The sequence below is a fragment of the Bradyrhizobium guangdongense genome (assembly GCF_004114975.1).
Lineage (GTDB): Bacteria > Pseudomonadota > Alphaproteobacteria > Rhizobiales > Xanthobacteraceae > Bradyrhizobium > Bradyrhizobium guangdongense.
Genome location: NZ_CP030051.1, coordinates 2,609,434 through 2,631,897, shown reverse-complemented (window position 1 = coordinate 2,631,897; position 22,464 = coordinate 2,609,434). Strand labels below are relative to the sequence as shown.

The following is a 22,464-nucleotide window of genomic DNA, read 5'->3' as shown; positions in this document are numbered from 1 at the left end:
CCCAGCCTGCACTCTTACTCTCAGCCTTTTGCGCAATTTGACGCAAGGCCGCAGGCCTAACCAGGCGTGCGCCAGCGGCGCATCGCCTTCGAGAAATGGCACCCGCAGGAGCGTGAGCATAGCGGCGCCGAAGGCGGCACGCGGGACCGAGTGCAGCGACGAGACCGGTTAAGAGGGCACCCGGGAACGGGGCAGTGATAGCGATCGCCGCAGGCGAGCCCCTTTCCCGAGTGCCCCCGGCGAGGAGCTCCGCATTTTTTTGCGCGAAGGATCGAAGCCGCAAGGCCGAGACGCGACGCGGCTCGGTTCAACGAGAGCCTGATGCGGCCCCGGCCGCACGCGCGTAAACCAGATACCGAATTGAATTTGCTCGCAGGCGCGATCTCTGGGAGGTTTACCAGACGAGCTCTCAGCAGGAACACGGTTTGCCCTCGGAGTGAGGCGTGCTGACATTCCGACAATTGGAGCCCCTAAACCTTGCCTTCGGTGCGAGTTTAGCGACAGATTGTTGGAATAAGGTCTGAGTGCTAAGGAGAGTCAGATGTCTCTCGATCAGCGGACAAATATCATCCTGCCGAAGAGCATTGAGAGCGATGCCCACCTTTGTAGGGGTTGCTAGTCGACGTCAGCCAGTCGTTTCCAACACAGCTCTCAAGCTAACCAGATCGCGGTCGCTGCGTATTTCCAGGGCTTGCACCGGCCCCGATCTGGTCGCTCACACTCCAACCCAATTTTGCTCGAACCCAGCCGATTCCCGCACCTGCTGTCGTCGCGCCTTGCTTCTCAGTCAACCTTCGTGTTGGGATTCGAGCGCTTGATTGAACTGAAGCTCGTCGGGTCAGGCATGGACGACGCCGGCCAAGCAGCTTGACGTCATTATGCGCGCACCAGCGAGAGATGACAGCGACCCTCACCTGGATCTGCGGCGAACGATCCGAACGGATGGAGACTCATGGGATCGCGCATTTCACTTCCTGCTCGTTATCCGCCAGTCGGCGCATGGCCAGCCGTCATGCGGGCGGACATGGTCGCAGCCTATTTGGATTATCGCGACACCGTCGAACTTGCACGGGCGATAATCCGCGGGGAAGCTCCTCGTCCCACGCATTATCATGGAACTGGACGCGGCCGGCAGCCAGCTTGGTCAAAGGCAGCCATTGACGACTTCGCGGCCCCGTCCAGCGTCGCAACCCCCAAAAGGCTAGACCGCCAAAACTTGGTTTCACTCGTATGAATTTGTCCAACACTACACCTGCGCTTCCTCGCTACTGCAGACGAAAAGCATTGAAGCATGGCGGCTGGGCGTATTTTTTTGAGCCGCCCACCTGGGCCTGTAAACAAGGCTGTACGGTCAAGTCTGAGGCACTAGGCCGCGATTACGCTGCGGCTGTAGACCGGGTCGAGAATGTCCTGTTACCAGCTTTTGACAGCTGGCGTTCTGGGGGGCGAACCGACATGTCTCCGGCTTCGCTTGCACCTGGCACTTTCGATTGGCTCGTATGGAGTTTCAAAGCGCACCAGAAGTGGAAGGAAATAGATCACAAAACGCAGCGGCTTTACGGTCAAGGCTTAGCGCTTTTTGCTAACCACGAGCTAAAGGATGGTAGTCGAGCGGGCTCGAAACCAATTTCAGCCTTCACGAAAGGATTTGTTGATGCCGTCTATGCGAAATTGCTGGTCGTTGAACGGCAGCTGGCGGACGGCACCACCGTCAAATACGAACGCCGGCGCTTCGCAAATGCAGCCATGACGGCCTGCAGGCGCGCTTGGTTTGTTGGTCAGCGCGCTCACGAGACAAAGGTGCCCGAAATGAACCCATTCTCGCGAATGGGGCTAAGGTCTCGAACGCCTGGACTGCCCAGGCGCGAGACACCGACGGCGAAATGGGCTGAGCTTGTGGCGTTTAGGCACGCGGCTCAGAAACTCGGTTTTTCCTCGATTGCTACTGCCGCTTTGCTGAGCTGGGAGTGGCTGCAGCGCGAAGAACACGTGTTTGGAATCTTCGAAATAGCGCATTATCGCCCTGAAGGACGACCAGATAGTGTGAGGATTCTACATCCGAAGAATGGTGAAGAAGCATGGTGGCCTCTCTTTGACGAAAGTGGCACGGCGCTCTTCCCTGAACTGATGACAGAGCTCGACGCTATCAAACAAAGGCAGACCTCCGGATTAGTTTTCCGCCGCGACCATCCTCATCGACGATCAAGCGTTTCCCTTCCGTGGATCACGGAACGCAAAGACCTGCGTTACCTCCGCTCGGTGGTTAAAAAGATCATCGCCGCGGCTGGACTTAGAAACGAGCTTTCCTTCACATCATTTCGCCACGGCGGCTTCACCGAGGGTGCCGACAGCGATCTCACAGATTCTGAGTTGCGCACGGCTGGCCGCCATCGCTCAAATTATCAATTACCAACCTACGCCAAGCGCACGCGGAAGCAACTGATTGTGGCCTCCAAAAAGCGGCTCATGCAGCGCTCTGAACTGGATGGCTTAACCGACCAACTCGCACCCAAACGGACGTAAGGCGTTTGTCTGCCCTCCATTCGATATTTGGTCTACCTCCCCGTCCAGACCGGCTTTCGCTTCTCGCTAAATGCCTTCAGCCCCTCTTTGGCATCCTCGGTCATCGCCAGCAGGGCGATCTGGCTTTCGGTGTAGGCGATGCTCTCGTCGAATGACATCGAGGCGATGGCGCGCATGGCGTATTTGCCGCGGCGGATCGCAGTCGGGGATTTGTCGACAATGCGGCCGATCAGCCAGTCGAGCTTGGCATCGAGCTCGGCCGCCGGCACCACGTAATTGAGCAGGCCCGCCTCCTTTGCAGCCTTGGCATCGAACGGCTCTCCGGTGAGCGCCCATTCGTTGACGAGGCGTCGCGGCGCGATCTCCTGCAGCAGGCTCAGCACCTGCATCGGAAACACGCCAACTTTCACCTCCGGCAGACCGAAGATGACATGGTCGGCTGCAACCGCCATGTCGGTCATGCACAGAAGGCCCATTCCGCCCGCCATGCAGACGCCACTGAGGCGCGCGATCGCGGGTTTGGTGGCGTTCTGGGACAAGCGCAGCAGATCGGCATAATCGACATTCGGCCTGGAATGATCCATTGCGAAAGCTGCGCCGGAATTTTGCAAATCGGCACCGGCGCAAAAAGCCTTGTCGCCCGCCCCGGTCAGCACGATGACGCGGACATCCTTGTCATCTTGCGCGTCATGATAGCCGCGCGCGATGCCGGCAATCACCTCGCCGTTCAGCGCGTTGCGCTTCTCCGGCCGGTTGATGGTAATCCAGAACGCCTGCCCGCGCTTCTCGGCGATGACGGCTGTGGTGTCGGTCATGACGCGTTATCCTTGCTCCCGATTTGCAGCCATTTGCGGCAGCTCGGGCGCAAGGTGCAAGGGTAATCTATCAGAGGCTCCGCATTAGCGCCTCGACACAATATTGCCGCCCTCAAAGCGTGGCTTCAAGCTGCGGCTTTCCTGATCCAGACCTTGTTGTCGTGGAACGCCGCCCCGCCGATCGGGGCGATGGTGTCCGCACCGGTCAGCATGTTGATGCCGCGGCCGCCGATATGGTTCTTGTTCGGATGCACGGACTCCGCGATCAGCACGCCGCGCCGCACGCCCTCAAACAATACGGCAATCAGCGTGGTCTCGCCCCTGACATTGCCGAGGGTCACAGCGTCACCCTCCGCGATATCGAGCGCGGCTGCATCGAGAGGATGGATCATGACGCTCGCTTTGCCCTCGCGCGCCTGCGAGGACGGGGTCTCGTTGAACGTAGTATTGAGGAAGCTGCGCGACGGGCTGGTCGCAAGCCGGAACGGATGAGATTGATCGGTGTGCTCGATCACGGCCCAATGGTCCGGCAGCGAAGGCATTTGCTCGAAATCGCCCATGGTCTGACCGAACGGAGGATGCGCCCAGTCCGCCCTGAAGTGAAATTTCCCGTCGGGATGCGCGAAGCCGTCGAGATAATGCGAGGTGCGGAAATCCGGCTGTAGATCGCGCCAGATGTCGGCTTCAAGGCCCGCAATGTCGCCGTGGCCGCTGAGCCTCAACGTCGTGTCGATCAACTCGCGCGGGGTCATCTCAAAACCCCGGTGCCTGGCACCGAGCCGCGGCGCCAGCGCCTGCAGCACCTCATGGTTGGAGCGGCATTCGCCGGGCGGGTCGATCAGCTTGGGACCGACCGAGATGTGCTGGTGTCCGCCGCCGTAATAGAGATCATCATGCTCCATGAACATGGTCGCCGGCAGTACGATATCGGCCATCTGCGCCGTCTCGGTCATGAACTGCTCGTGGACTGCGACGAACAGATCCTCGCGCGCAAAACCCTGCCGGACCAGCGCTTGCTCCGGCGCCACCGTCATCGGATTGGTATTCTGGATCAGCATCGCCTTGACCGGCCCCTTGCCGAGCAGGGCCCCGGCATCACCGGTGAGGATGCGGCCGATCTGCGATTGGTCGAGCGCGCGGACCGTCTTGTCGAGCGCATCATGGCCTTCGATGACGGACTCGTTGAAGTGCCACAGCGCGTAATTGTTGAAGAAGGCGCCGCCGCCCTCATACTGCCAGGCGCCGGTCACCGCGGGAATGCAGTTCGCCGCATGCATCTGCGTCGCGCCGTTGCGCGAACGCGTGAAGCCGTAGCCAAGCCGGAAGAACGTCCGCTTGGTCTCGCCGACGGCCCTGGCAAAGGCCTCGATCTCCGCCACCGGCACGCCGCATATCGCCGACGCCCATGCGGGGGTGCGCGTCTTCAGATGCGCCTCGAGCTCATTGGGGCAATCGGTATACTTATCCATGTAAGCGCGGTCGGCATAGCCGTCGCGGAACAACACATGCATCACGCCGCAGGCAAACGCGCCGTCGGTGCCTGGCCGCAGCAGGATCTTGATATCGGCCTGCTTCATGGTCTCGTTGTCGTAGACGTCGACAGCTGCGATTTTCGCGCCGCGCTCCTTGCGGGCCCGCGCGGCGTGCGTCATCACGTTGACCTGCGTGTTCACGGGGTTGGTGCCCCAGATCACCACGAGATCGGACAGCGCCATTTCGCGCGGATCAACGCCAGCGATCCTGCCGGTGCCGATCGCAAAACCGATGCGCGCGACGTTGGCGCAGATGGTCTGATAAAAGCGCGAATATTTCTTTACATGCGTGAGACGGTTGAGGCCGTCGCGCATCACTACGCCCATCGTGCCGGCGTAATAATAGGGCCAGATCGACTCCGCGCCGAATTCGCGCTCGGCCTGGTTGAAGCGATCGGCAATTTCGTCCAGCGCCTCGTCCCAGCTGATCCGCGCAAATTGTCCGGAGCCCTTCGGCCCCATCCGGCGCAGGGGATGCATCACTCGCTCGGGGTGATGGATGCGCTCGGCGTAACGAGCAACCTTGGCGCAAACCACGCCAGCCGTATAGGTCTGCTTCTTCGATCCGCGTACCCGGCCGATGCTGCGGCCCTCAACCACCTCGACATCGAGCGCACAAGCCGACGGGCAATCATGGGGACAGGTGGAGTGGCGGATCTCGATCTTGGCGTGCTGGTTCATGCCCGATTTCGTAACACCAAAATACCTGTGAGCCGAGGGCATTTATCCTGCAATGCCCATGCAAAATGCTTAGAGGCGGCGCGAGGCTGTTCCTCCCGCGACTGCGAAATGCCCCACCGCCACACCGAAATGGGCCCGATATTCCCAATCAAATCGGCTTTGTGAGGCGTCGACAGTCTGCGGCCGCTGCCGCTACACTGCCATCGAAGAAAAACGAGCTCAGGGAGGTGGGTGTGACGGCCCGACGATTGATGCTGGCGCTGGCTGCCGGCCTGCTCACCGCGTTTGCCGCAAGCCCGTCCCCGGCACAAGAATATCCCGCGCACGCGGTCCGCATCGTCGTGCCATTCGGCGCCGGCGGACCAGCCGACGTCGCGGCCCGGCTGATCAGCCAAGCCCTCCAGGAGCGCTTTGGCCAGCCCTTCGTGGTCGAGAACCGCACCGGCGCGGGCGGCGTCATCGGTACGGTCGAGGCGGCGAAGTCGCCGGCCGACGGTTACACGCTGCTGATGATGTCCAACACCCAGACCGCCAATGAATCGCTGCTGACGCTGGAGCAACGCAAATACGATTTGATGCACGATCTCGCACCGGTCGCGCCGGTGAATTATTCCGATCTCGTCATCGCGGTGAACCCGCAAGTCCCGGTGAAGACCCTTGCCGAGTTCATTGCACTCGCCAAGGCGCAGCCGGGAAAGCTGAACTACGCCTCCTCCGGCCAGGGCACGCCGTACCACATGGCCGGCGAGTTGTTCAAAGCCATGGCCGGAATTGATGTCGTCCACGTCCCCTACCGCAACAGCGGCGAAGCCCGCAGCGGCGTGATCGGCGGCCAGGTGCAGATGATGATCGATGCGGTGCCGGCCATGGCGCCGAACATCGGAGAGAACCAGGTTCGCGCGCTTGCGACCACCGGCAAGCAGCGCTCGACCGTGCTGCCGAATGTGCCCACCGCCGCCGAGGCTGGTGTCCCAGGCTACGAAGCGACGATCTGGCTCGGCCTGATGGCGCCGGCGGGCACACCAAAGCCTGTCATCGACAAGCTCAATTCAGCCGTGAATGCCATGGTGAGACGCGCCGACATCGTCAAGCTCTGGACCGAGCAGGGTGCCGTGCCCATGTCAATGTCCCCAGAGGAATTTGACAGGTTCCTGCGCGGCGACATCGCGAAATGGGGCGATGTCGTCAAGAAGTTCAACAAGTCCTGAGGCCGTTCTGCTTATGCCCGTCATTCAGTTCCGGCTCAACGGCACGCCGACTGCGGTCGCTACCGATGCGGATCAGCCCCTGCTGGATGTGCTGCGCGGTCGGCTTGGAATCACAGGTGCGCATTTCGGCTGCGGCGCCGGTGAATGTGGCGCCTGCCACGTCATGGTCGATGGCCGCGCGATGACCTCGTGCGACTTTCCGATGTGGTCGGTGCTGGACAAGGACGTCGTCACGCTTGAGGGCCTCGGTACCGCAGAGCAGCCGCACCCGCTGCAAAACGCCTTCATCTCCGAACAGGCGACGCAGTGCGGCTATTGCGTCTCGGGAATCCTGATCAGCGCGGCGGCGTTGCTCAAGCGCAATCCATCGCCGACGGAGGCGCAGGTGAGAGCTGCGCTCGATCGCAATCTGTGCCGCTGCGGATCGCACAACCGCATGGTCCGCGCCGTACTGCGAGCGGCAGCGGAAATGGCAACGTCATGAATGGGCCATCCTCTGCCCCGAAACCGCCGGCCAGCCTGGCAGCCAATCCAAGGCTGTCCTCCTGGGTGAGGTTTACCGGCGAGGGCCGCGTCGCGATCTCGCCCGGCAAGGTCGAGATCGGCCAGGGCATCGTCACGGCGCTGGCCCAGATCGCGGCGGACGAGCTCGACGTCGAGATCGGCCGCATCGAGATGATCCGGGCCTCCACGGCTGCAAGCCCGAACGAAGGCGTCACCTCGGGCAGCCTATCGATCCAGCAGTCCGGCCGCGCGCTGCGCCAGGTGTGCGCCGAAGTCCGCCAGTGCTTCCTTGCCGCAGCATCCGAACGTCTCGGCGTCGATGCAGCGTCCCTCGCTGTCAGGGACGGAACGATCTCAGGCCCCGGCAATGTCAGGACCAGCTATTGGGAACTCGCGAGCGAGGTTTCGCTCGACCAAGATGCTTCTGCCGGCGTCTCGGCGAAGACTGCCGCCAACCGCGCGGTAGCCGGACATTCGGTGCAACGCGTCGACATTCCCGACAAGGTGTTCGCCCGGCCGCGCTTCCTCCATGATCATACGCTGCCGGGACTGCTGCACGGACGCGTGCTGCGGCCGGATATGCCAGGCGCCAAGTTGCTCACGCTCGACGAAGCAGCCGCCCGCGCCACTTCCGGGCTCATCGCGGTCGTGCGCGATGGCAGCTTTGCGGGCCTTGTCGCCGACAGCGAGGCTAGGGCGGTAACGGCGCTGAAAGCCTTGCGCCGGGGCGCGACATGGTCCGCCGGCGAGCCGCTCCCGGATGAAAACGATCTGTCTGGCTTCTTGAGAAGCCAGCCGGTCGAGACGACCATCATCGATACCAGAGCTGCGGTAACGACAAGAGCTACCCGCACGCTCCGCCGGCAATACACCCGACCCTATATCGCGCATGCATCGATCGCACCCTCCTGTGCGATGGCGCAATGGGATGGCGACCGAGTTCATGTCTGGACACACAGCCAGGGCATCTACCTGCTGCGAGCCGACCTTGCCATCGTGCTCAAGCTGCCGGCCGAGAACATCGTCGTCGAGCATATGGAGGGCGCGGGCTGCTACGGGCACAATGCGGCCGATGATGTCGCGCTCGATGCGGTGCTGCTGGCCAAAGCCGCCGGCGGCCGCCCGGTACGCGTGCAGTGGTCGCGTCACGACGAAATGTGCCACGCGCCGTTTGGTGCGGCGATGGCGATCGAGATCGAAGCCGACCTCGATGCCGAGAACGAGATCGTCGGCTGGCGCCATGCGATCTGGAGCAACGGTCACACCGCCAGACCCGGACGCGCGACACAGCCCGCCCTGCTGGCGGCAAGCGAGCTCGCAAATCCCTATCCGCGCATGATCTCGACGAATCCGCCGGCGGCCAATGGCGGCGGCGGCGACCGCAGCTCGGTTCCGCTCTACGACTTCCCGGCCTGGACGATCACGAGCCATCGCCTGCTGACCATGCCAGTCCGCACCTCGGCACTGCGGACCCTCGGCGCGCAAGGCAATGTGTTCGCCATCGAATGCCTGCTCGACGAGATCGCGGCCCTGCGCGGTGAAGATCCGATCGCATTCCGTTTGAGACATCTCCGCGACGAGCGAGCGAAGGACGTCATCCGCGCCGCCTCGCGACGCGCCGGCTGGAAGCCTGCGAGGCAATCCGGCATCGGTTATGGCGTCGGCTTTGCTCGCTACAAGAACACAGGCGCCTATTGCGCCGCGATTGCCGAGATTGAAGGCACCGACGACATCCGCGTCAGGCGCTTGACGCTGGCGGTCGACGTCGGCGAGGCCATCAATCCGGACGGCGTGATCAATCAGATCGAGGGTGGCGCGATCCAGGCGACGAGCTGGGTGTTGAAGGAGCGGGTCCGTTTCGACCGGACCCACATCACCTCGACCTCCTGGACGGACTATCCGATCCTGACCTTTAGCGAGGTGCCAACGGTTGATGTCGAGATCATCCAGCGGCCGGAGATCGAGCCGGTCGGCGCAGGCGAAGCCGCGCATGGCCCAGTGACGGCAGCTATCGCCAATGCGGTTCATGATTGCCTTGGCGTGCGCCTGCGCGACCTGCCGATCACCCGCGACCGAATCATCGCAGCCATGGAGCTCGCATCGTGACGTCAGTGAACATCTTGAGCGGCGGCGCAGCGCAAGGGCTGGTGCGCGGCCTCACCGAGGCCTTCAAGGCGCAGACCGGATTCGACATCGATGGCGAATTCGGCGCCGTCGGTGTGATGGCCGACAAGCTGCGCGCAGGCACGCCGGCCGATCTCGTGATCCTGACACAAGCCCTCCTCGCCAAGCTCGCCTCGGACAGGCTGGTCACCCCCTCCTCAATCGCCGATGTCGGGCGGGTGGAAACCGCCCTCGCCGTCCGCAGCCGCGATCCCAAGGTGAGCGTGAAGACCGAAGCCGATCTGCGCGAGGTGCTGCGGTCCGCGGACGCCATCTACGTCCCTGATACCAAGGCCTCGACCGCGGGTCAGCACGTCGCAAAGGTGCTGGATCAGCTCGGCATCGCCTATGAGGTGGCTTCGCGCCTGAAGATCTTTGCGAATGGCGCAACGGCGATGCGTGAGCTGGCCATGTCCACTGCGACCCGACCGATCGGATGCACACAGGCGACCGAAATCATCGCGACCGACGGCATCGCCCTATCAGGGGCGCTGCCGCCCGGATGCGAGTTGGTGACGATGTACACGGCCGCCGTGACCGCACGGGCCGCGCATCCGGACGAGGCATCCGCACTGATCGCACTGCTGACCGGCGCAGCGCACAGAGAGCTGCGCCAGCGCGTCGGCTTTGCCGGCTAGATGCGAACCTTACTTGTGCAATTGCGTCAGACCGGTCGGCGGACCGTCGACCCCGGTCCAGCCGCCGTCGACGAACAGCGTGCTGCCGCTGACATAGCTCGCGGCATCCGAGGCGAGATAGGCAACGGCGGTCGCGACCTCGTCGGCGCTGCTCCAGCGGTTGAACACGGTGTGGCCCGCATAGAGATTGTAGATGTCGGGCCGCTGCTTGAACGGACTGGTCAACGCCGTCTCCACGATGCTCGGCGCAATCGCGTTGACGCGCACCCCGGCATGTCCGACCTCGGAGGCAAAGCCCTTCACCAGGAGGCCGATCGCCGCTTTGGTCGAACCGTAGATGCCCAGGCCCGGCTCGATCGTCACCGCGCGCACCGAAGAACAGGCGATGATGCTGCCGCCCTTCTGCTCGACCATGATGCGGCCAAACGCCTGGAAGAACCAGACCGTGCCTTTGACATTGAGGTTCAGGACACGGTCGAGATCCTCCTCGGTATAATCGAGAATGGTCTTGCGGATATTGAGCCCGGGCGTCGTCACGGCGATATCGAGCCGCGAAAATTTCTGCATCACCGTGCTGGCGAGCGCATTGACGTCGGCAGCGTTCGCAGCGTCGCAGGCGGAAGCCTCGGCCCAGCCGCCCTTCTCGCGGATGCCCGCAGCCGTCGTCTCTGCCCCATCAAGCGCGCGGTCGGCGCAGACGACGCGAGCGCCGAGCCCGGCGAGCGCTTCGGCCGACGATTTGCCGATGCCCGATGCGGCGCCGAGCACGACAGCCGTTTTGCCGGTGAGATCGAAGAGCTTGCGATAGTCAGTCACGGTCACATCCCTTTTTATGTTGCAGCCAGATCGCTCATTGCGAGCCAAAGGGCCGAGTCGCGAGAGGTTTGGGTACAACATTCGCACGCGCGGCTGCCGACCCATCAATCCAAAAACAGCATCGATCGATGCTGGGTTCAACTTTGACTCCCTCCTTCGCGCGCCCTTAGGAAGGCAAACGGGGAATGGACTCAAGGAGAGGCGCTTGAGCGCGAGATATCCGGCATGGCCGCAAAGCAACATTTCGCGCCCGGGTTTTGGTTCGAGAACTTCCGATTCCTGTCGCCTTCCCGAAGCTGCCCCCCTCCTAATCTACTAGTTGATCTTCCTGTAGCTCGTCTCGCATACTAATATATCAGTTTCCAGAGCTCGCATGTCCGCGCGATCAAGAAAGAAAACTGAAGCCTCGTCTGCTTCAGCCGCCACCGGCCCTCGCCGCGCCAAGCCACCGCAACGAGCGACGGCTTCGTCGCGCATCTATAGCGAGCTGCGCAGCGAGTTGGTCTCGATGCGGCGCCGGCCTGGCGAGGTGATCTCCGAAGCCGAGATCGCGCTCAGCTATGGCGTCAGCCGCACCCCGGTGCGCGAGGCGGTCCTCAAATTGTCGGATGAGGGTCTGCTCGACGTTTTTCCGCAATCGGGTATTTTCGTTTCCCGCATCCCACTCGCCGCCTTGCCCGAGGCCATCATCATCCGCAAGGCGCTGGAAGAGACCACGGCGCGGCTCGCGGCAGAGCGCGCGACAGCGAGCCAGGTTCTGCAATTGCGATCGATCGTGGAACGCCAGCGCGAGGCGGATGAGGCCGGCGACCGTGTTGCCTTTCATCAGGCCGACGAGCTGTTCCACGCCACTATTGCCGATGTCGCCGGACATCCCGGAATCTGGAGGCTGATCCTGCAGGTGAAGGTGCATGTCGACCGGTATCGTCAACTGACGCTGCCGGTCACCGGGCGCATGACGCAGGTGATCGCCGAGCATGAGCCGATCCTCGCGGCGATCGAGGCCCACGATCCGAAACGTGCGGGGATTGCGATGGAGCGGCATCTCGACCGGCTGCTCCGCGACATCTCGGAGACGCAACATACCAATCCGGAGTTTTTCGCCAGCACGGAATGACCGGATCTCCGGTCAATAACGAACACACACCGAAAGAATCAATGAGGGAGGACGACCATGCTACGCCGTGATTTCATCAAATTGAGCGCCGGACTGGGTGCTGCCACGCTGGCTCCGATCTCTTCGGGCCGCGCCCAGACCAAGGCCGTGTTCAAAGCTGCCGACGTGCAGCCGGTCGGCTATCCGACGGTCGCCGCCGTCGAGAGCATGGGCAAGAAGCTCGCAGAGGCGACCCAAGGGCGTCTGTCGATCCAGACTTATCCTTCCGCCCAGCTCGGCGCCGAAAAGGAAACGATCGAGCAAACCCAGATCGGCGCGATCCAGATGCTGCGCGTCAGCGCCGGCGCAGTCGGCCCGATCGTCGACGACATCAACGTCGTCAACATGCCGTTCCTGTTCAAGAACGTGGAACAATCCTGGAAGATGATGGACGGTGAGGTCGGCCAGGAGCTGCTCGAGAAGATCACTGCCAGCCCGAACGCCAATCTGGTCGGCTTGTGCTGGATGGATTCCGGCGCGCGTAGCTTTTACAACACCAAGCACCCGATCAAGTCGATCGCCGACGTTCATGGCCTGAAGCTTCGCGTGATCGGCAACCCGATCTTCATTGACATGGTGAATGCGCTCGGCGGCAACGGCATCGCCATGGGCTATGATCAGGTGTTCTCCTCGCTCCAGACCGGGGTGATCGACGGTGCCGAGAACAACCCGCCGAGCTACGTATTCAGCAACCACTACACCGCGGCAAAATACTATTCGCTGACGGAGCACCTGATCATTCCGGAGATCCTCTGCTTCTCCAAGCGGTCATGGACCGCGCTCTCGGCCGACGACCAGGCGCTGATCAAGAAGTTCGCGCGCGAAGCCCAGCTCGAGGAGCGCGAGCTTTGGAAAAAGTATGAAACGACTGCGATGGAGAAGGCCAAGGCGGCCGGCTGCGAGATCGTGGAGATTGCCGACAAGAAGCCATTCCAGGACGCGGTCAAGCCGGTGTGGGACAAGTATGGTCCGAAATACCAGGCTATGATCAAGCGCATCCAGGCGCTCTGAGCGATCTCAAACGAAAGCCAAAGCGCGACCATCACTCTTCGCGCTTTGGCATTGACTATTCGAACCACTGACAGAGCAGGAAACGCCGATGGCCGCACTGTTTCGCCGAGCGATGGACTTTCTCTACCTGTCATGCGTGATCGTCGGCTGCACCGCGCTGGTCGCGATCTCCGCGGTGATCCCTTGGGCTGTGTTCACGCGCTATGTGCTCAACAGTGCAGCTTCCTGGCCGGAGCCGACGGCCGTGCTGCTGACGATCGTGTTGACCTTCATCGGCGCCGCCGCCGGCTATCGACTCAACCTGCATATGAATGTCGCCTATTTCGCCAAGAAACTGCCTCCGCCTCTGCAACGGGCAACCGACATCCTGGTGCAGCTGCTGATGGCGCTGATCGCACTGTTCATGGTGATCTGGGGCGAGCGCCTGGTCGAAGTCACTTGGTACAACACTATCCCCGACTTCCCCTCACTGTCGGTCGGCGTCACCTATCTGCCAATTCCGATCGGCGGAGTCTGCCTTCTGCTCTTCGTGATCGAGCGAATTTTCCTCGGCGTGCCGCCCGATCCGATCGGGAAGCATTCCGAAGCCGCCCCCTTCGAGTGAGCCGGGAGTCATTGCAATGGACATCTTTATCCTCCTCGGCACGATGATCGTGTGCTTCCTGATCGGCATGCCGATCGCCTATTCGCTGGCGATGGCGGCGATCGCCGGCGCCCTGTCGGTCGGCATCCCCCTGGAAGCCTTGATGCTGAAGATATCGGACGGCGTCAGCAAGGTTGCGATGCTGACGATCCCATTCTTCGTGCTCGCCGGCGCGATCATGGCCGAAGGCGGCATGGCGCGGCGGCTCGTCGCCTTTGCGGACGTGCTGGTCGGCTTGACGCGGCTGCGCGGCGGGCTCTCGATCGTCAACGTACTGGCGACGACGTTCCTCAGTGGAATCTCAGGCTCGGCGGTGGCCGATACCTCGGCGATCGGCTCGGTCATGATCCCCCAGATGGAGAGGAACGGCTACCCACGCGTATTCGCCACCAACCTTACCATCTCCTCGTCAGTGCAGGCGCTCCTGGTGCCGCCGAGCCACAACGCCGTGCTGTATTCGCTCGCGACCGGCGGCACCATCTCGATCAGCGCACTGTTCATGGCCGGCGTCTTTCCGGGACTGTTGATCGGATTTTCGCTGATCATCCTGTGCCTGGTGATCGCCTATCGCGAAGGGCACCCGCACGGCCGCACTGTGCCCGCCAGGGATGCGGTCAAGATCACGATCGACGCAGCCTGGGGGCTGATCACGCTCGTCATCATCCTCGGCGGCATTCTGGGCGGCATCTTCACTGCGATCGAAGCGGGTGCAGTTGCATGCATCTGGGCGTTCTTCGTCACCATGTTCATCTACCGCGACTATAAATGGCGCGATCTGCCGGTGCTGCTACACCGGACCTTGCGAACGGTCGCGATGGTGATGACGCTGATCGCCTGCGCTTCCGCCGTCGGCTACATCATGGCGCTGACGCAAATGCCAGCGAAGATGACGGCGTTCTTCCTGTCGATCTCGAGCAACAAATACGTCATCCTGCTGCTGCTCAACGTGTTGTTGCTGCTGCTTGGCACGCTGCTCGACATGGCACCGTCAATCCTGATCGCCACGCCTATACTCCTGCCGGTGATGCAGAATTTCGGCGTCGATCCCGTGCATTTCGGCATGATCATGCTGCTCAACCTCGGCATCGGCCTGTGCCATCCGCCCGTCGGTGCGATCCTGTTCGTCGGCTGTGCGGTCGGCAAGGTCTCGCTCGAAGAGGTCATGCGCAAGATCTGGCCGTTTTACGGCGTCATGCTGTTCGTGCTGATGCTCGTCACTTTCCTGCCGGAGATTTCGCTCTGGCTGCCGCGTCACATCCTGCACTGAACCAGGCTCTTCGCGGAAGACCGAGCGCGCATCGCGGGGCTGGACCCGCGTGGAGGCCATCAGCGACCCCTGACTGGCAAGGTCACTCGCCGTCGAGCCCGCTCTCGGCAAGTTCGCGGAGCGCATCGGTATCGAGCACGACGATGGCGCCATGCTCGAGGCGCACCCAGCTTCGTCCGGCCCAGGCACGCAGTTGCTTGTTGATGCTCTCGCGCGTCATTCCCACCATCTCGCTGATCTCCTGCTGGGTGATCGAGAGCGTGCCGCTGCCGGAGTCGAGCTTGCGCTCCTCGGTGAGCCCGAGCAACGCGCTCGCGAGCCGCCCCGGCAGATTCTGCAGGATCACCTGCTCGACCTGCTGGCTAGTCCAGCGCAGCCGCGCGCAGAGCAGTTCGATGAATTTCATTGCGAGCGCGGGCTGGCTCTTCACAAACGGCAGGAAGTCGCGGCGGTCAATGATATAGAGCTCGCAGTTGGTGTTGGCAGTCGCGTCCGCTGACCGAGGTGCACCATCAAGAACGGCAATTTCGCCGAAGATTTCACCAGGGCCGATCAGATTGAGAATGGCGTTCCGACCATCGGGCGAAGAAGAGGAAATCTTCACTGTGCCCGAGATCACCGCAAACAAGTTGTTTCCGGGATCGCCCTTGGCCGCAATCGTTGCACCGCGCTTCACGGTGATGTGCTTGGCGTAGCGGCACAATTGATCGAGCGCTTCCGGATCCAGATCTGCGAAGATCGGATGCTTCCGCAGGACGGACAGTTTATTACCCGACGACTGCCGGGGGTCGCTGGTCTTGTCCTGAGGCACGCCGCGACTCCTAAGACTGCGAGGCACTGGGGTTCCTGCGTAGTCAAGGTTGCCCGCCTTTTCAACCAGAAAGCGGGCGCAGTTTGCAGCAAGCATCGCAAGAATGCCGCAATCACGCCACGAAGTCGCATCCGCAGGCTGCGCCGACGCAACTAACGCTATGCAGAGTTGCGCAAACAGCCCCCAGGCAGGGCAAATAGACATTCCGCTAGATTTGGAGAGACCCCGCTGGACCAGCCCAACCTCTGATCATAGGCTTCATCCCCACATTATGCACAAGCTTCCTTTCCGCATTCCCGCACACTCTAGATCAAGAGCGGTCATTCAATGACCTCGTCCGCGGATGCTAGAATGGAAGACGGCAAGTCTAGTCCAAGCGCTTTTGCAGTCCGTAAATTGAGGACGGTTTCAAACCTCGTTGGTCGTTCTACCGGTAATTCTTGTGGTCGCGCGCCTTTGAGGATGCGGTCTACATATGAGGCCAATCGGTGGTACGAATCGGACAGCTTCGGCCCATACGTGCAGAGTGCGCCACTTCTTGCAAATATTGGCCAGCCCGATATGACCGGCACCCGATGTCGCATCGCGAACTCGATTATTGGGGCACGATTTTGGATGGCAAAGCCATCTGCGAAAAGCGAGATCGCTTGCGGCGGACTACGGTTCATCGACGCAAATGCGGAAGTGAGTTGGTCCTGGGTTGACGTGCCGAAGAAATCGGCGGCGACGCCAAGTCTTTTGGCCGTTTCTTCCGAGTATACGCGCTCGATGTGCGAGCCCGGATGCTCCGGGTTGCCGATGATCGCAACACGCTGCAAACTTGGAACGGCATCTCGCAAGATTTGCAAGCGCTTGGCGTTGAGTTCGGCCGCCATAAGCGTTAGGCCAGTCATATTGCCGCCTGGCCGGGAAAGGCTGCTGGCCAAGCCAGCCAGCACAGGGTCTCCGCTAAAGACGTATACCGCAGGAGTTGACAGTTTGAGGTCGTTTACGACCGTTGCCGCAGACCCTTGGACAACCAACACGTCGACGGGCTTGCTTACCAACTCGGAGGCAAGCCGCGGCACGCGCGTCACGTCATCGTCGCCATAGCGATAGATGATTTCTAGGTTTACATTCTCGACGTAGCCGAGTTCGTCGAGGCCAGCCCTAAAGGCGCCGACAAACGGGGTAAGGCTCGGTTCGCGCTGAGTTGTAAGAAACCCTATCCTGACAATGCTCTTGCCCGCAGCCTGCGCTCGCTGCGCTATACATACGAGAGCCAGGCTCGAACACAGAAAACTCCGCCGATTCATTTGGCCGTCCCGATGAGAAGTACGTACACTAGCCAAGTTTCATGGCATCATCCAGCGACAGCTGCAGTCACGTTTGCGTCTGCTGCCCGTGTCCGCTCCGGCTCGGGGGCTGCCCTCGGCAGCCGCATGTCCTTGGTCGGGTCATTCCTCGGAACGTGACAGCGCAGCGCTCTGGGCCGAGGTCAGCGACGGGCCAACAGCAGACATCATCGCTTTCCTCGCCTTCGGACTGAACTTACGATTTCCACCGCTGCATTCTGAAGTTCCCCCAGATGACGGGCCGCGAACGCTTCGATCGAGAATGCGTTCTTGAGCCAGAGCATGTTGATCGCTCCTAGCACACGGGAGCCGTCCCGCAGAGGAACAGAAATTGAAAACAGACCGTCGGAGTGTGGCGGTCCGCCATAGTAGCCCCCGGTGTGCATAGAGTTGCGTATGCCGTAACCGCGCGCCCGGACCTCGCCGAGAATGGCACTCAGCCGCGCAGGTTCGCGTGCCAACCGGTCTTCGGGGCGATTCGATTTGCGTAGCAAGTCAATGACGCGCTGGCGTTCTTTCGCCGGACAGTACGCAAGATAGGCTGTTCCGACCGCAGACCATAGCCAATTAACCGGCAATCCGATCCTTTCTTGCTGCAACAGAAACGGACTGCGCGCGCGGGTTGTCTCGCGAATTTCCATGTGATCGCCCGCGGGCACCATCAAGTCAGACGGCCAGGACACGCGCTCGCACAAACGCTCAAGGATCGGCGCCGCGGCTTCCGCAATCTTGTCGCGATGTTCACGGCGTGAGGGCGCATGCGAAAGCGTCGCGCCGATCCGATAACGACCGTCGCCAAGTCTGCGGGTAACAAGGCCGGATCGGCCTAAAGTATGCAGGATACGCAGCAGGCTTGGCTTCGAGATGTTCGTGAGAGCGTAGAGCTCCTGCAGCGAGGAGTCCGGCTGCATTTGCAGTGCCTGCAACACCTGGAGCCCTCGCTCCAGGCTCTTGATGATCTTGGGTCCTGCCACCGAAGCTCTCCCGCTAAGGATTTCACAATGTGGAACATATCGTTCCACATTGCGGAACGCACGTCGATTCTTGTGGCAGCTCACGGCGGCGCGGTCGAAAGTATCGTGCCTGCAGGCTCGGCTTGAGAGTTCATCGCTCGATGGAGACTTCCATGATGCCTCGCGTGTTTAGCCAAAGAACTGCATTGCCAATCGCGGCCGTGGCGCTTCTCATAGCTTCTGGCCTGCCGATTTCAGCACAATCCTTTCCTTCTGGGACTATTCGATTCGTGGCGCCGAACTCGGCCAGTACTCCGCCCGACATCGTAAGCCGCATCATTTCGAAGGAATTAGCTGAATCCGAAGGCTGGCGCGTGATCGTCGAGAACCGCCCGGGCGGCGTCACGACCATTGCTGCGACCGACGTCTTGAATCAACCGGCCGACGGCAACAGCATCTATGCGATGTCGGTGCCATCCGTCGCGGCACCGTCCCTGTTGCCCAAAATCGCGTTTGACCTCGACAAGGATTTCGACCCTGTTATCAAGGCGACCGTATCCTACAATGTGCTGGTGGTGAATCCGTCCGTGCCGGCTACAACAGTGGCCGAGCTGGTGGCCTTGCTGAAAAGCCAGCCAGACAAGCTGACGTTTTCCTCGGGGGGCTTCGGCACGCCCGCGCATCTGATCGGCGAGCAATTCAAGCAGCAGACCGGGACGCGCGCCCAGCACGTTCCCTACGCCCAGTTTTCGCAGGCAATCGGCGACCTGCTCAACGGCACCAACGCCTTCCAGTTTATCACCATCTTGCCTGTGGTCGACTTGATTAAGTCCGGCAAGCTGCGGGCTCTGGCAGTGACAGGCCCGAAGCGCGTGCCGGCCCTTCCTGACGTGCCAACCATCGTCGAAGCGGGTTATCCATCGCTGGTGGTCGAGGACTGGACGGGGTTCGCGGTCAAGCACGGCACGCCGAAGGAAACGGTGGCGCAGCTCAACGCAGCGATCAACAAGGCTCTCCATAAGCCGTCGGTGCGGGAAGCACTAGGAAAGATCGGCGCCGAACCCGCAGGCGGCACGCCCGAGCAATTTGGCCGGATGGTCGACGATCAGATCACACACTGGCACCAGGTCGTCTCCGACGCCGGCATTAAGGTCCAATAGCAATGACCGCGGATTTCCGGGTGACGCTGCTCGGGACGGGGGTACCGATCCCTCGTCCAGATCGGTTCGGGCCGAGCACGCTTATCCAGGCGGGCGATCACACTCTCCTTATCGATGCGGGTCGCGGCGCCACGATGCGGCTCTTTCAGCTCGGTGTGTCCATCGGCAAAGTCGATGCGCTATTGCTTACGCATTTTCATTCGGACCACACCGTGGGCATTCCCGACCTCTGGCTGACAGACTGGCTGAGCTCGTATTTCGCCAACCGTCGCCGGCCGTTCAACGTGATCGGCCCGGTCGGCACCGCACGGCTGATGCATCATCTCGAAGCAGCTTATGCGCAGGACATCGATATTCGCATCGAGGATGAGAAGCTCGTCCGCGAGCACGCCGCTATCGCCGTGAAGGAATTTACCCGGGACGGCATCGTCTATGAGGCCGGCGATCTAAGGGTTATTGCCTTCGCCGTCGACCATGGAAAGGCGATCAAGCCGGCTTATGGCTACCGGATCGAGTACCAGAGCCGGGTCGCCGTGATCTCCGGCGACACTCGCTACAACGCCAACGTGGTGCGCTACGGCGCGGGCGCCGATCTTCTGGTGCATGAGGTAGCGATGGCGCGCCATGAACTTTTGGATGAAGTTGTCATCCAGCGCATCCTCAATCATCACACTTCGCCGCAGGAGGCTGGGCGAGTATTTACTGAGACAAAGCCAAAACTGGCTGCCTTCACCCATCTCGTCCTGCTTGCGAGTGAATCCGTCCCCGCCCCTAGTATAGATGACCTAATTGCGGCGACCCGCGAAACCTATTCCGGGCCGCTCGTCGTCGGCGAAGATCTGTCGAACTTCGAGATAGGCGAGACGGTCTCTGTCGGAAGACTAAAATTGGAAGTCTGAAAAGGTCGTCTGATCCGCAAGTTGGCGCTGAAGACCCAACATGACTACGTGCAAAGGATCAAGAACTTCGCGGCGTTCCTCGGGCGCTCGCCCGATACGGCGAGCTTCGAGGACGTGCGGCGCTACCGGGTCTCTCTCTTTCTCCTGCTGCTTACCTGGTTAGAGCTACCTCTCTGAAGGCACCAACCAGCGGCTTCTCCAGCTTGCCGTCCATGCTGCTGACGATACCGTAGGCGTCCTCACGTGACATGGTGGAGCGGTATGGCCGATGTTCGATCAGCGCAGCAAAGATATCGCATATCGTCAGCAACCGAACGATATCGGAGATGCTGTGCCCGGACAGCCCATCGGGATACCCGCTGCCGTCGAGATATTCATGATGGTGTCGCACTGCGTCGAGTACTTCTGGCGAGATACCCGTGTTGTCTTTGAGAGCTTCGTAACCCGCCACCGGGTGGGTCTCGATCAGGGCGCGTTCGTCCCTGTCGAGGCGCCCCGGTTTGTCGAGAATTGAAAGCGGGATAGCAGCCTTGCCGATGTCGTGAAACATGGCGGCTGTGTATAACCTTTCCATGTCAATCTGATTCAAACCCAGGCTCAAGCCGAAATCGACGGCAACGCCTGTTACCAGGAGACAATGCTGATAAGTCCCCTCATGATGGCGACGAACGGATTCGAGCCACTTCGACAAGCCATGCTCGGCAATACTATTTGCGATCTTTTTGCCCGCATCTCTTGCTTCGTCGACGTCGACGGCTCCGCCTCTTAACACCGCCTGGAACATCGATGCTATGCTCGCAGCTCCCGCCGTGGTCGCGCCCCGCACGCCTATCCTGATTTCACCGATCTCGGTGGGCGACGACCTCGACTGGTCCAACTCAGCCATCAGCTGCGCAGGCGTGAATGTGCTGGGAAGAACCTGAGTCGCTCCAAGCGCGTAGGCCTGCGCTATGGAGAGCCTTCTGGTTCGCTCGACCAAGAACACGCGCCGGCGAACCTGGCTTAGCTTTGCCGCCAGTTCCTTGAGAGCGGAAATGCTTTCCAGGTTGCGCATGTCCGCATCGACGACTATGGCATCGACGGCCGCAATTTGCAGAGCTACCCCTCCTAACAGTTCGGAGCTAAGAGTGTATTCCGAGGTAAGACCCGCGCGCAATCTTGAGAGCTTGCCAGGGGTGTCGCCAATGAGGTGGACGCGCATGATCAGCTTCCAATGAGTCCTCAAATAGTGATCGATGGCTGGATACTGGGGCTTGTGGGCTGGAGGCTCGTTGCGCGCTCGGCACGGCTTACTAAGAACAGGTGCGAGATCACTCCTATCGTTGAAGCGGAATTTTCAAGCAAATAGTTGCGCTAAATTTTTAACAAGCGCCGAGCAGTCGTTCTTTACACCCCGGTAATCGCTATGCTCGCTAAGGGAGCGCGCCTGATTTGCTTGGCCCACGGTATAGAATGTAATTCGTTGAGCCATTCAGTCATGGGTCGCCGCGTCCATTTTACTCGCGCGCTACGCCAATTCGTCGTTCATTGCGCAACACGACATAGACGATGACCGATCTCACCGGTCATTAGACGATGAAACGAGTCAGAAATCATCCATTCAGCGCCTAATCTTGATATTTGCAGCGCCAACCGAAATGTTGACGATGGCGCGGGCCATACGAGTGCAGCGAAATAGAACGTGCTGGCACCCAGAATCGGATGCCGCTCGTGTTTTCGGCTTCAGCGATGTCACAAATCCGCTGTTACGGAAGAACTCGCTCACAGGCCGAGCCCCTCACGTCTGGTGGGCCTGCACAGAGCCACTCGCGTATTGAAAATCGTGACATAAATTGGCCGTTGACCGACACAGAGACGAAGTTGACCTGTCCGTCTCAAATCTGCCGACGGAATCTCTGCAGGACGAGCGTCTTCACATATGGCTCATCGTCGACTTACAGGACGGTAGCGGTCATGCTGTTTGTCCTAGCCTTGCGTCGATCTCTTGGCGAAGCTGCCCGAAGTCGATCGGCTTGGTCAGCAGGCCCTCCGCGCCTCGCTCAAGTGCCGTCCTTCGGGTTTCCGCATCGCCATATGCCGAGATCATGATCACTGGGACCTCAGGGCGCTTGGCGCGTATCTCCGGCAACATCTCCAGCCCACTCATTCCGGGCATGTTGATGTCCGACAGGATCAGGACCAGCGAGGGATCACAGACGTCGGAGGCGCGCTGCAGCGCAGCCGGCGCGGAAGTCGCGAACTCCATCGAAAAGCGGCCGGCGCGCAGCTCGCGCCGAAAATGCTGTCGAAACAACGTTTCCAAGTCGGGCTCGTCGTCCACGATGAGAATGTAGACGCTCAACTCCTACCT

At 61.0% G+C, this 22,464-nt stretch carries 19 protein-coding genes; 11 read left to right on the top strand and 8 right to left on the bottom strand.

Annotation, left to right across the window (positions count from 1 at the left end; translation table 11 throughout):
• Positions 1-1,284 precede the first annotated feature (1,284 nt).
• Positions 1,285-2,523: a hypothetical protein gene (locus X265_RS12585; RefSeq protein WP_128965106.1), complete on the top strand. Its 1,239-nt coding sequence runs from the start codon at positions 1,285-1,287 to the stop codon at positions 2,521-2,523.
• 32 nt (positions 2,524-2,555) lie between these two features.
• Here X265_RS12585 and X265_RS12580 read toward each other — a convergent pair whose 3' ends face one another.
• Together X265_RS12580 and X265_RS12575 are read right to left on the bottom strand one after the other, a co-directional pair.
• Positions 2,556-3,338 carry an enoyl-CoA hydratase/isomerase family protein gene (locus X265_RS12580; protein WP_128965105.1) on the bottom strand — a complete coding sequence of 261 codons (783 nt, stop codon included), beginning with the start codon at positions 3,336-3,338 and terminating at the stop codon, positions 2,556-2,558.
• 125 nt (positions 3,339-3,463) lie between these two features.
• A complete protein-coding gene (locus X265_RS12575; RefSeq protein ID WP_128965104.1) occupies positions 3,464-5,551 on the bottom strand; it encodes a molybdopterin-dependent oxidoreductase in 2,088 nt (695 codons plus the stop codon).
• A 251-nt stretch (positions 5,552-5,802) separates the two neighbouring features.
• Between X265_RS12575 and X265_RS12570 the strand changes: the two genes are divergently transcribed.
• The 4 genes from X265_RS12570 to X265_RS12555 are packed head-to-tail and all read left to right on the top strand — an operon-like array spanning position 5,803 to position 10,064.
• Positions 5,803-6,759, top strand: coding sequence for a tripartite tricarboxylate transporter substrate binding protein (locus tag X265_RS12570; RefSeq protein WP_188637458.1), 957 nt, complete (start codon positions 5,803-5,805; stop codon positions 6,757-6,759).
• 13 nt (positions 6,760-6,772) lie between these two features.
• Positions 6,773-7,243 carry a (2Fe-2S)-binding protein gene (locus X265_RS12565; RefSeq protein ID WP_128965102.1) on the top strand — a complete coding sequence of 157 codons (471 nt, stop codon included), beginning with the start codon at positions 6,773-6,775 and terminating at the stop codon, positions 7,241-7,243.
• Entirely contained in the window at positions 7,240-9,369 is a 2,130-nt protein-coding gene (locus X265_RS12560) for a xanthine dehydrogenase family protein molybdopterin-binding subunit (RefSeq protein ID WP_128965101.1), read from the top strand. Before X265_RS12565 ends, X265_RS12560 begins: the two co-directional genes overlap by 4 nt.
• A complete protein-coding gene (locus X265_RS12555) occupies positions 9,366-10,064 on the top strand; it encodes a molybdate ABC transporter substrate-binding protein (RefSeq protein WP_128965100.1) in 699 nt (232 codons plus the stop codon). The genes X265_RS12560 and X265_RS12555 overlap by 4 nt, the downstream gene beginning before the upstream one ends.
• A 9-nt stretch (positions 10,065-10,073) precedes the next feature.
• Here X265_RS12555 and X265_RS12550 read toward each other — a convergent pair whose 3' ends face one another.
• Positions 10,074-10,880, bottom strand: a complete 807-nt coding sequence (locus X265_RS12550; protein ID WP_128965099.1) for an SDR family NAD(P)-dependent oxidoreductase — start codon at positions 10,878-10,880, stop codon at positions 10,074-10,076.
• A 373-nt stretch (positions 10,881-11,253) separates the two neighbouring features.
• On the opposite strand from X265_RS12550, the gene X265_RS12545 reads away from it, so the two are divergent.
• From X265_RS12545 to X265_RS12530, 4 genes are all read left to right on the top strand, one after another.
• Complete coding sequence (locus X265_RS12545) at positions 11,254-11,997, top strand: GntR family transcriptional regulator (protein ID WP_128965098.1); 744 nt, start codon at positions 11,254-11,256, stop codon at positions 11,995-11,997.
• 57 nt (positions 11,998-12,054) lie between these two features.
• Complete coding sequence (locus X265_RS12540; RefSeq protein WP_128965097.1) at positions 12,055-13,047, top strand: TRAP transporter substrate-binding protein; 993 nt, start codon at positions 12,055-12,057, stop codon at positions 13,045-13,047.
• Positions 13,048-13,135: 88 nt separating this feature from the next.
• Entirely contained in the window at positions 13,136-13,651 is a 516-nt protein-coding gene (locus X265_RS12535) for a TRAP transporter small permease (protein WP_128965096.1), read from the top strand.
• A gap of 16 nt (positions 13,652-13,667) precedes the next feature.
• A complete protein-coding gene (locus X265_RS12530) occupies positions 13,668-14,957 on the top strand; it encodes a TRAP transporter large permease (protein WP_128965095.1) in 1,290 nt (429 codons plus the stop codon).
• A gap of 82 nt (positions 14,958-15,039) precedes the next feature.
• Here the strand turns inward: X265_RS12530 and X265_RS12525 are convergent, their stop codons facing one another.
• The 3 genes from X265_RS12525 to X265_RS12515 all read right to left on the bottom strand — a co-directional run bounded on the left by X265_RS12525 (position 15,040) and on the right by X265_RS12515 (position 18,076).
• Positions 15,040-15,768 (bottom strand): Crp/Fnr family transcriptional regulator, encoded by a 729-nt coding sequence (locus X265_RS12525; protein WP_128965094.1) that lies wholly within the window; start codon positions 15,766-15,768, stop codon positions 15,040-15,042.
• 320 nt (positions 15,769-16,088) lie between these two features.
• The gene (locus X265_RS12520) at positions 16,089-17,063 is read right to left on the bottom strand and encodes an ABC transporter substrate-binding protein (RefSeq protein WP_128965093.1); all 975 of its coding nucleotides are present in this window, start codon (positions 17,061-17,063) and stop codon (positions 16,089-16,091) included.
• Positions 17,064-17,269: 206 nt separating this feature from the next.
• On the bottom strand, positions 17,270-18,076 hold the full coding sequence (locus X265_RS12515) for a helix-turn-helix domain-containing protein (protein WP_128965092.1): 807 nt from the start codon (positions 18,074-18,076) through the stop codon (positions 17,270-17,272).
• A 152-nt stretch (positions 18,077-18,228) separates the two neighbouring features.
• Here X265_RS12515 and X265_RS12510 point away from each other — a divergent pair, with 152 nt between their 5' ends.
• Positions 18,229-19,215: a Bug family tripartite tricarboxylate transporter substrate binding protein gene (locus X265_RS12510; RefSeq protein ID WP_244659510.1), complete on the top strand. Its 987-nt coding sequence runs from the start codon at positions 18,229-18,231 to the stop codon at positions 19,213-19,215.
• Between the two features lie 2 nt (positions 19,216-19,217).
• The gene (locus tag X265_RS12505; protein ID WP_128965090.1) at positions 19,218-20,114 is read left to right on the top strand and encodes an MBL fold metallo-hydrolase; all 897 of its coding nucleotides are present in this window, start codon (positions 19,218-19,220) and stop codon (positions 20,112-20,114) included.
• A gap of 151 nt (positions 20,115-20,265) precedes the next feature.
• On the opposite strand, the gene X265_RS12495 is transcribed toward X265_RS12505, so the two are convergent.
• A complete protein-coding gene (locus tag X265_RS12495) occupies positions 20,266-21,315 on the bottom strand; it encodes an HD-GYP domain-containing protein (RefSeq protein ID WP_128965089.1) in 1,050 nt (349 codons plus the stop codon).
• Between the two features lie 750 nt (positions 21,316-22,065).
• Positions 22,066-22,455, bottom strand: coding sequence for a response regulator (locus X265_RS12490; RefSeq protein ID WP_128965088.1), 390 nt, complete (start codon positions 22,453-22,455; stop codon positions 22,066-22,068).
• Positions 22,456-22,464: the final 9 nt, after the last annotated feature.

Coding starts and splice junctions, on each gene's coding strand:
- X265_RS12580 (WP_128965105.1), bottom strand. CDS start 3,338: ATGACCGACACCACAGCCGTCATCGCCGAGAAGCGCGGGCAGGCGTTC.
- X265_RS12575 (WP_128965104.1), bottom strand. CDS start 5,551: ATGAACCAGCACGCCAAGATCGAGATCCGCCACTCCACCTGTCCCCAT.
- X265_RS12570 (WP_188637458.1), top strand. CDS start 5,803: ATGCTGGCGCTGGCTGCCGGCCTGCTCACCGCGTTTGCCGCAAGCCCG.
- X265_RS12565 (WP_128965102.1), top strand. CDS start 6,773: ATGCCCGTCATTCAGTTCCGGCTCAACGGCACGCCGACTGCGGTCGCT.
- X265_RS12560 (WP_128965101.1), top strand. CDS start 7,240: ATGAATGGGCCATCCTCTGCCCCGAAACCGCCGGCCAGCCTGGCAGCC.
- X265_RS12545 (WP_128965098.1), top strand. CDS start 11,254: ATGTCCGCGCGATCAAGAAAGAAAACTGAAGCCTCGTCTGCTTCAGCC.
- X265_RS12540 (WP_128965097.1), top strand. CDS start 12,055: ATGCTACGCCGTGATTTCATCAAATTGAGCGCCGGACTGGGTGCTGCC.
- X265_RS12535 (WP_128965096.1), top strand. CDS start 13,136: ATGGCCGCACTGTTTCGCCGAGCGATGGACTTTCTCTACCTGTCATGC.
- X265_RS12530 (WP_128965095.1), top strand. CDS start 13,668: ATGGACATCTTTATCCTCCTCGGCACGATGATCGTGTGCTTCCTGATC.
- X265_RS12520 (WP_128965093.1), bottom strand. CDS start 17,063: ATGAATCGGCGGAGTTTTCTGTGTTCGAGCCTGGCTCTCGTATGTATA.
- X265_RS12510 (WP_244659510.1), top strand. CDS start 18,229: ATGATGCCTCGCGTGTTTAGCCAAAGAACTGCATTGCCAATCGCGGCC.
- X265_RS12505 (WP_128965090.1), top strand. CDS start 19,218: ATGACCGCGGATTTCCGGGTGACGCTGCTCGGGACGGGGGTACCGATC.
- X265_RS12495 (WP_128965089.1), bottom strand. CDS start 21,315: ATGCGCGTCCACCTCATTGGCGACACCCCTGGCAAGCTCTCAAGATTG.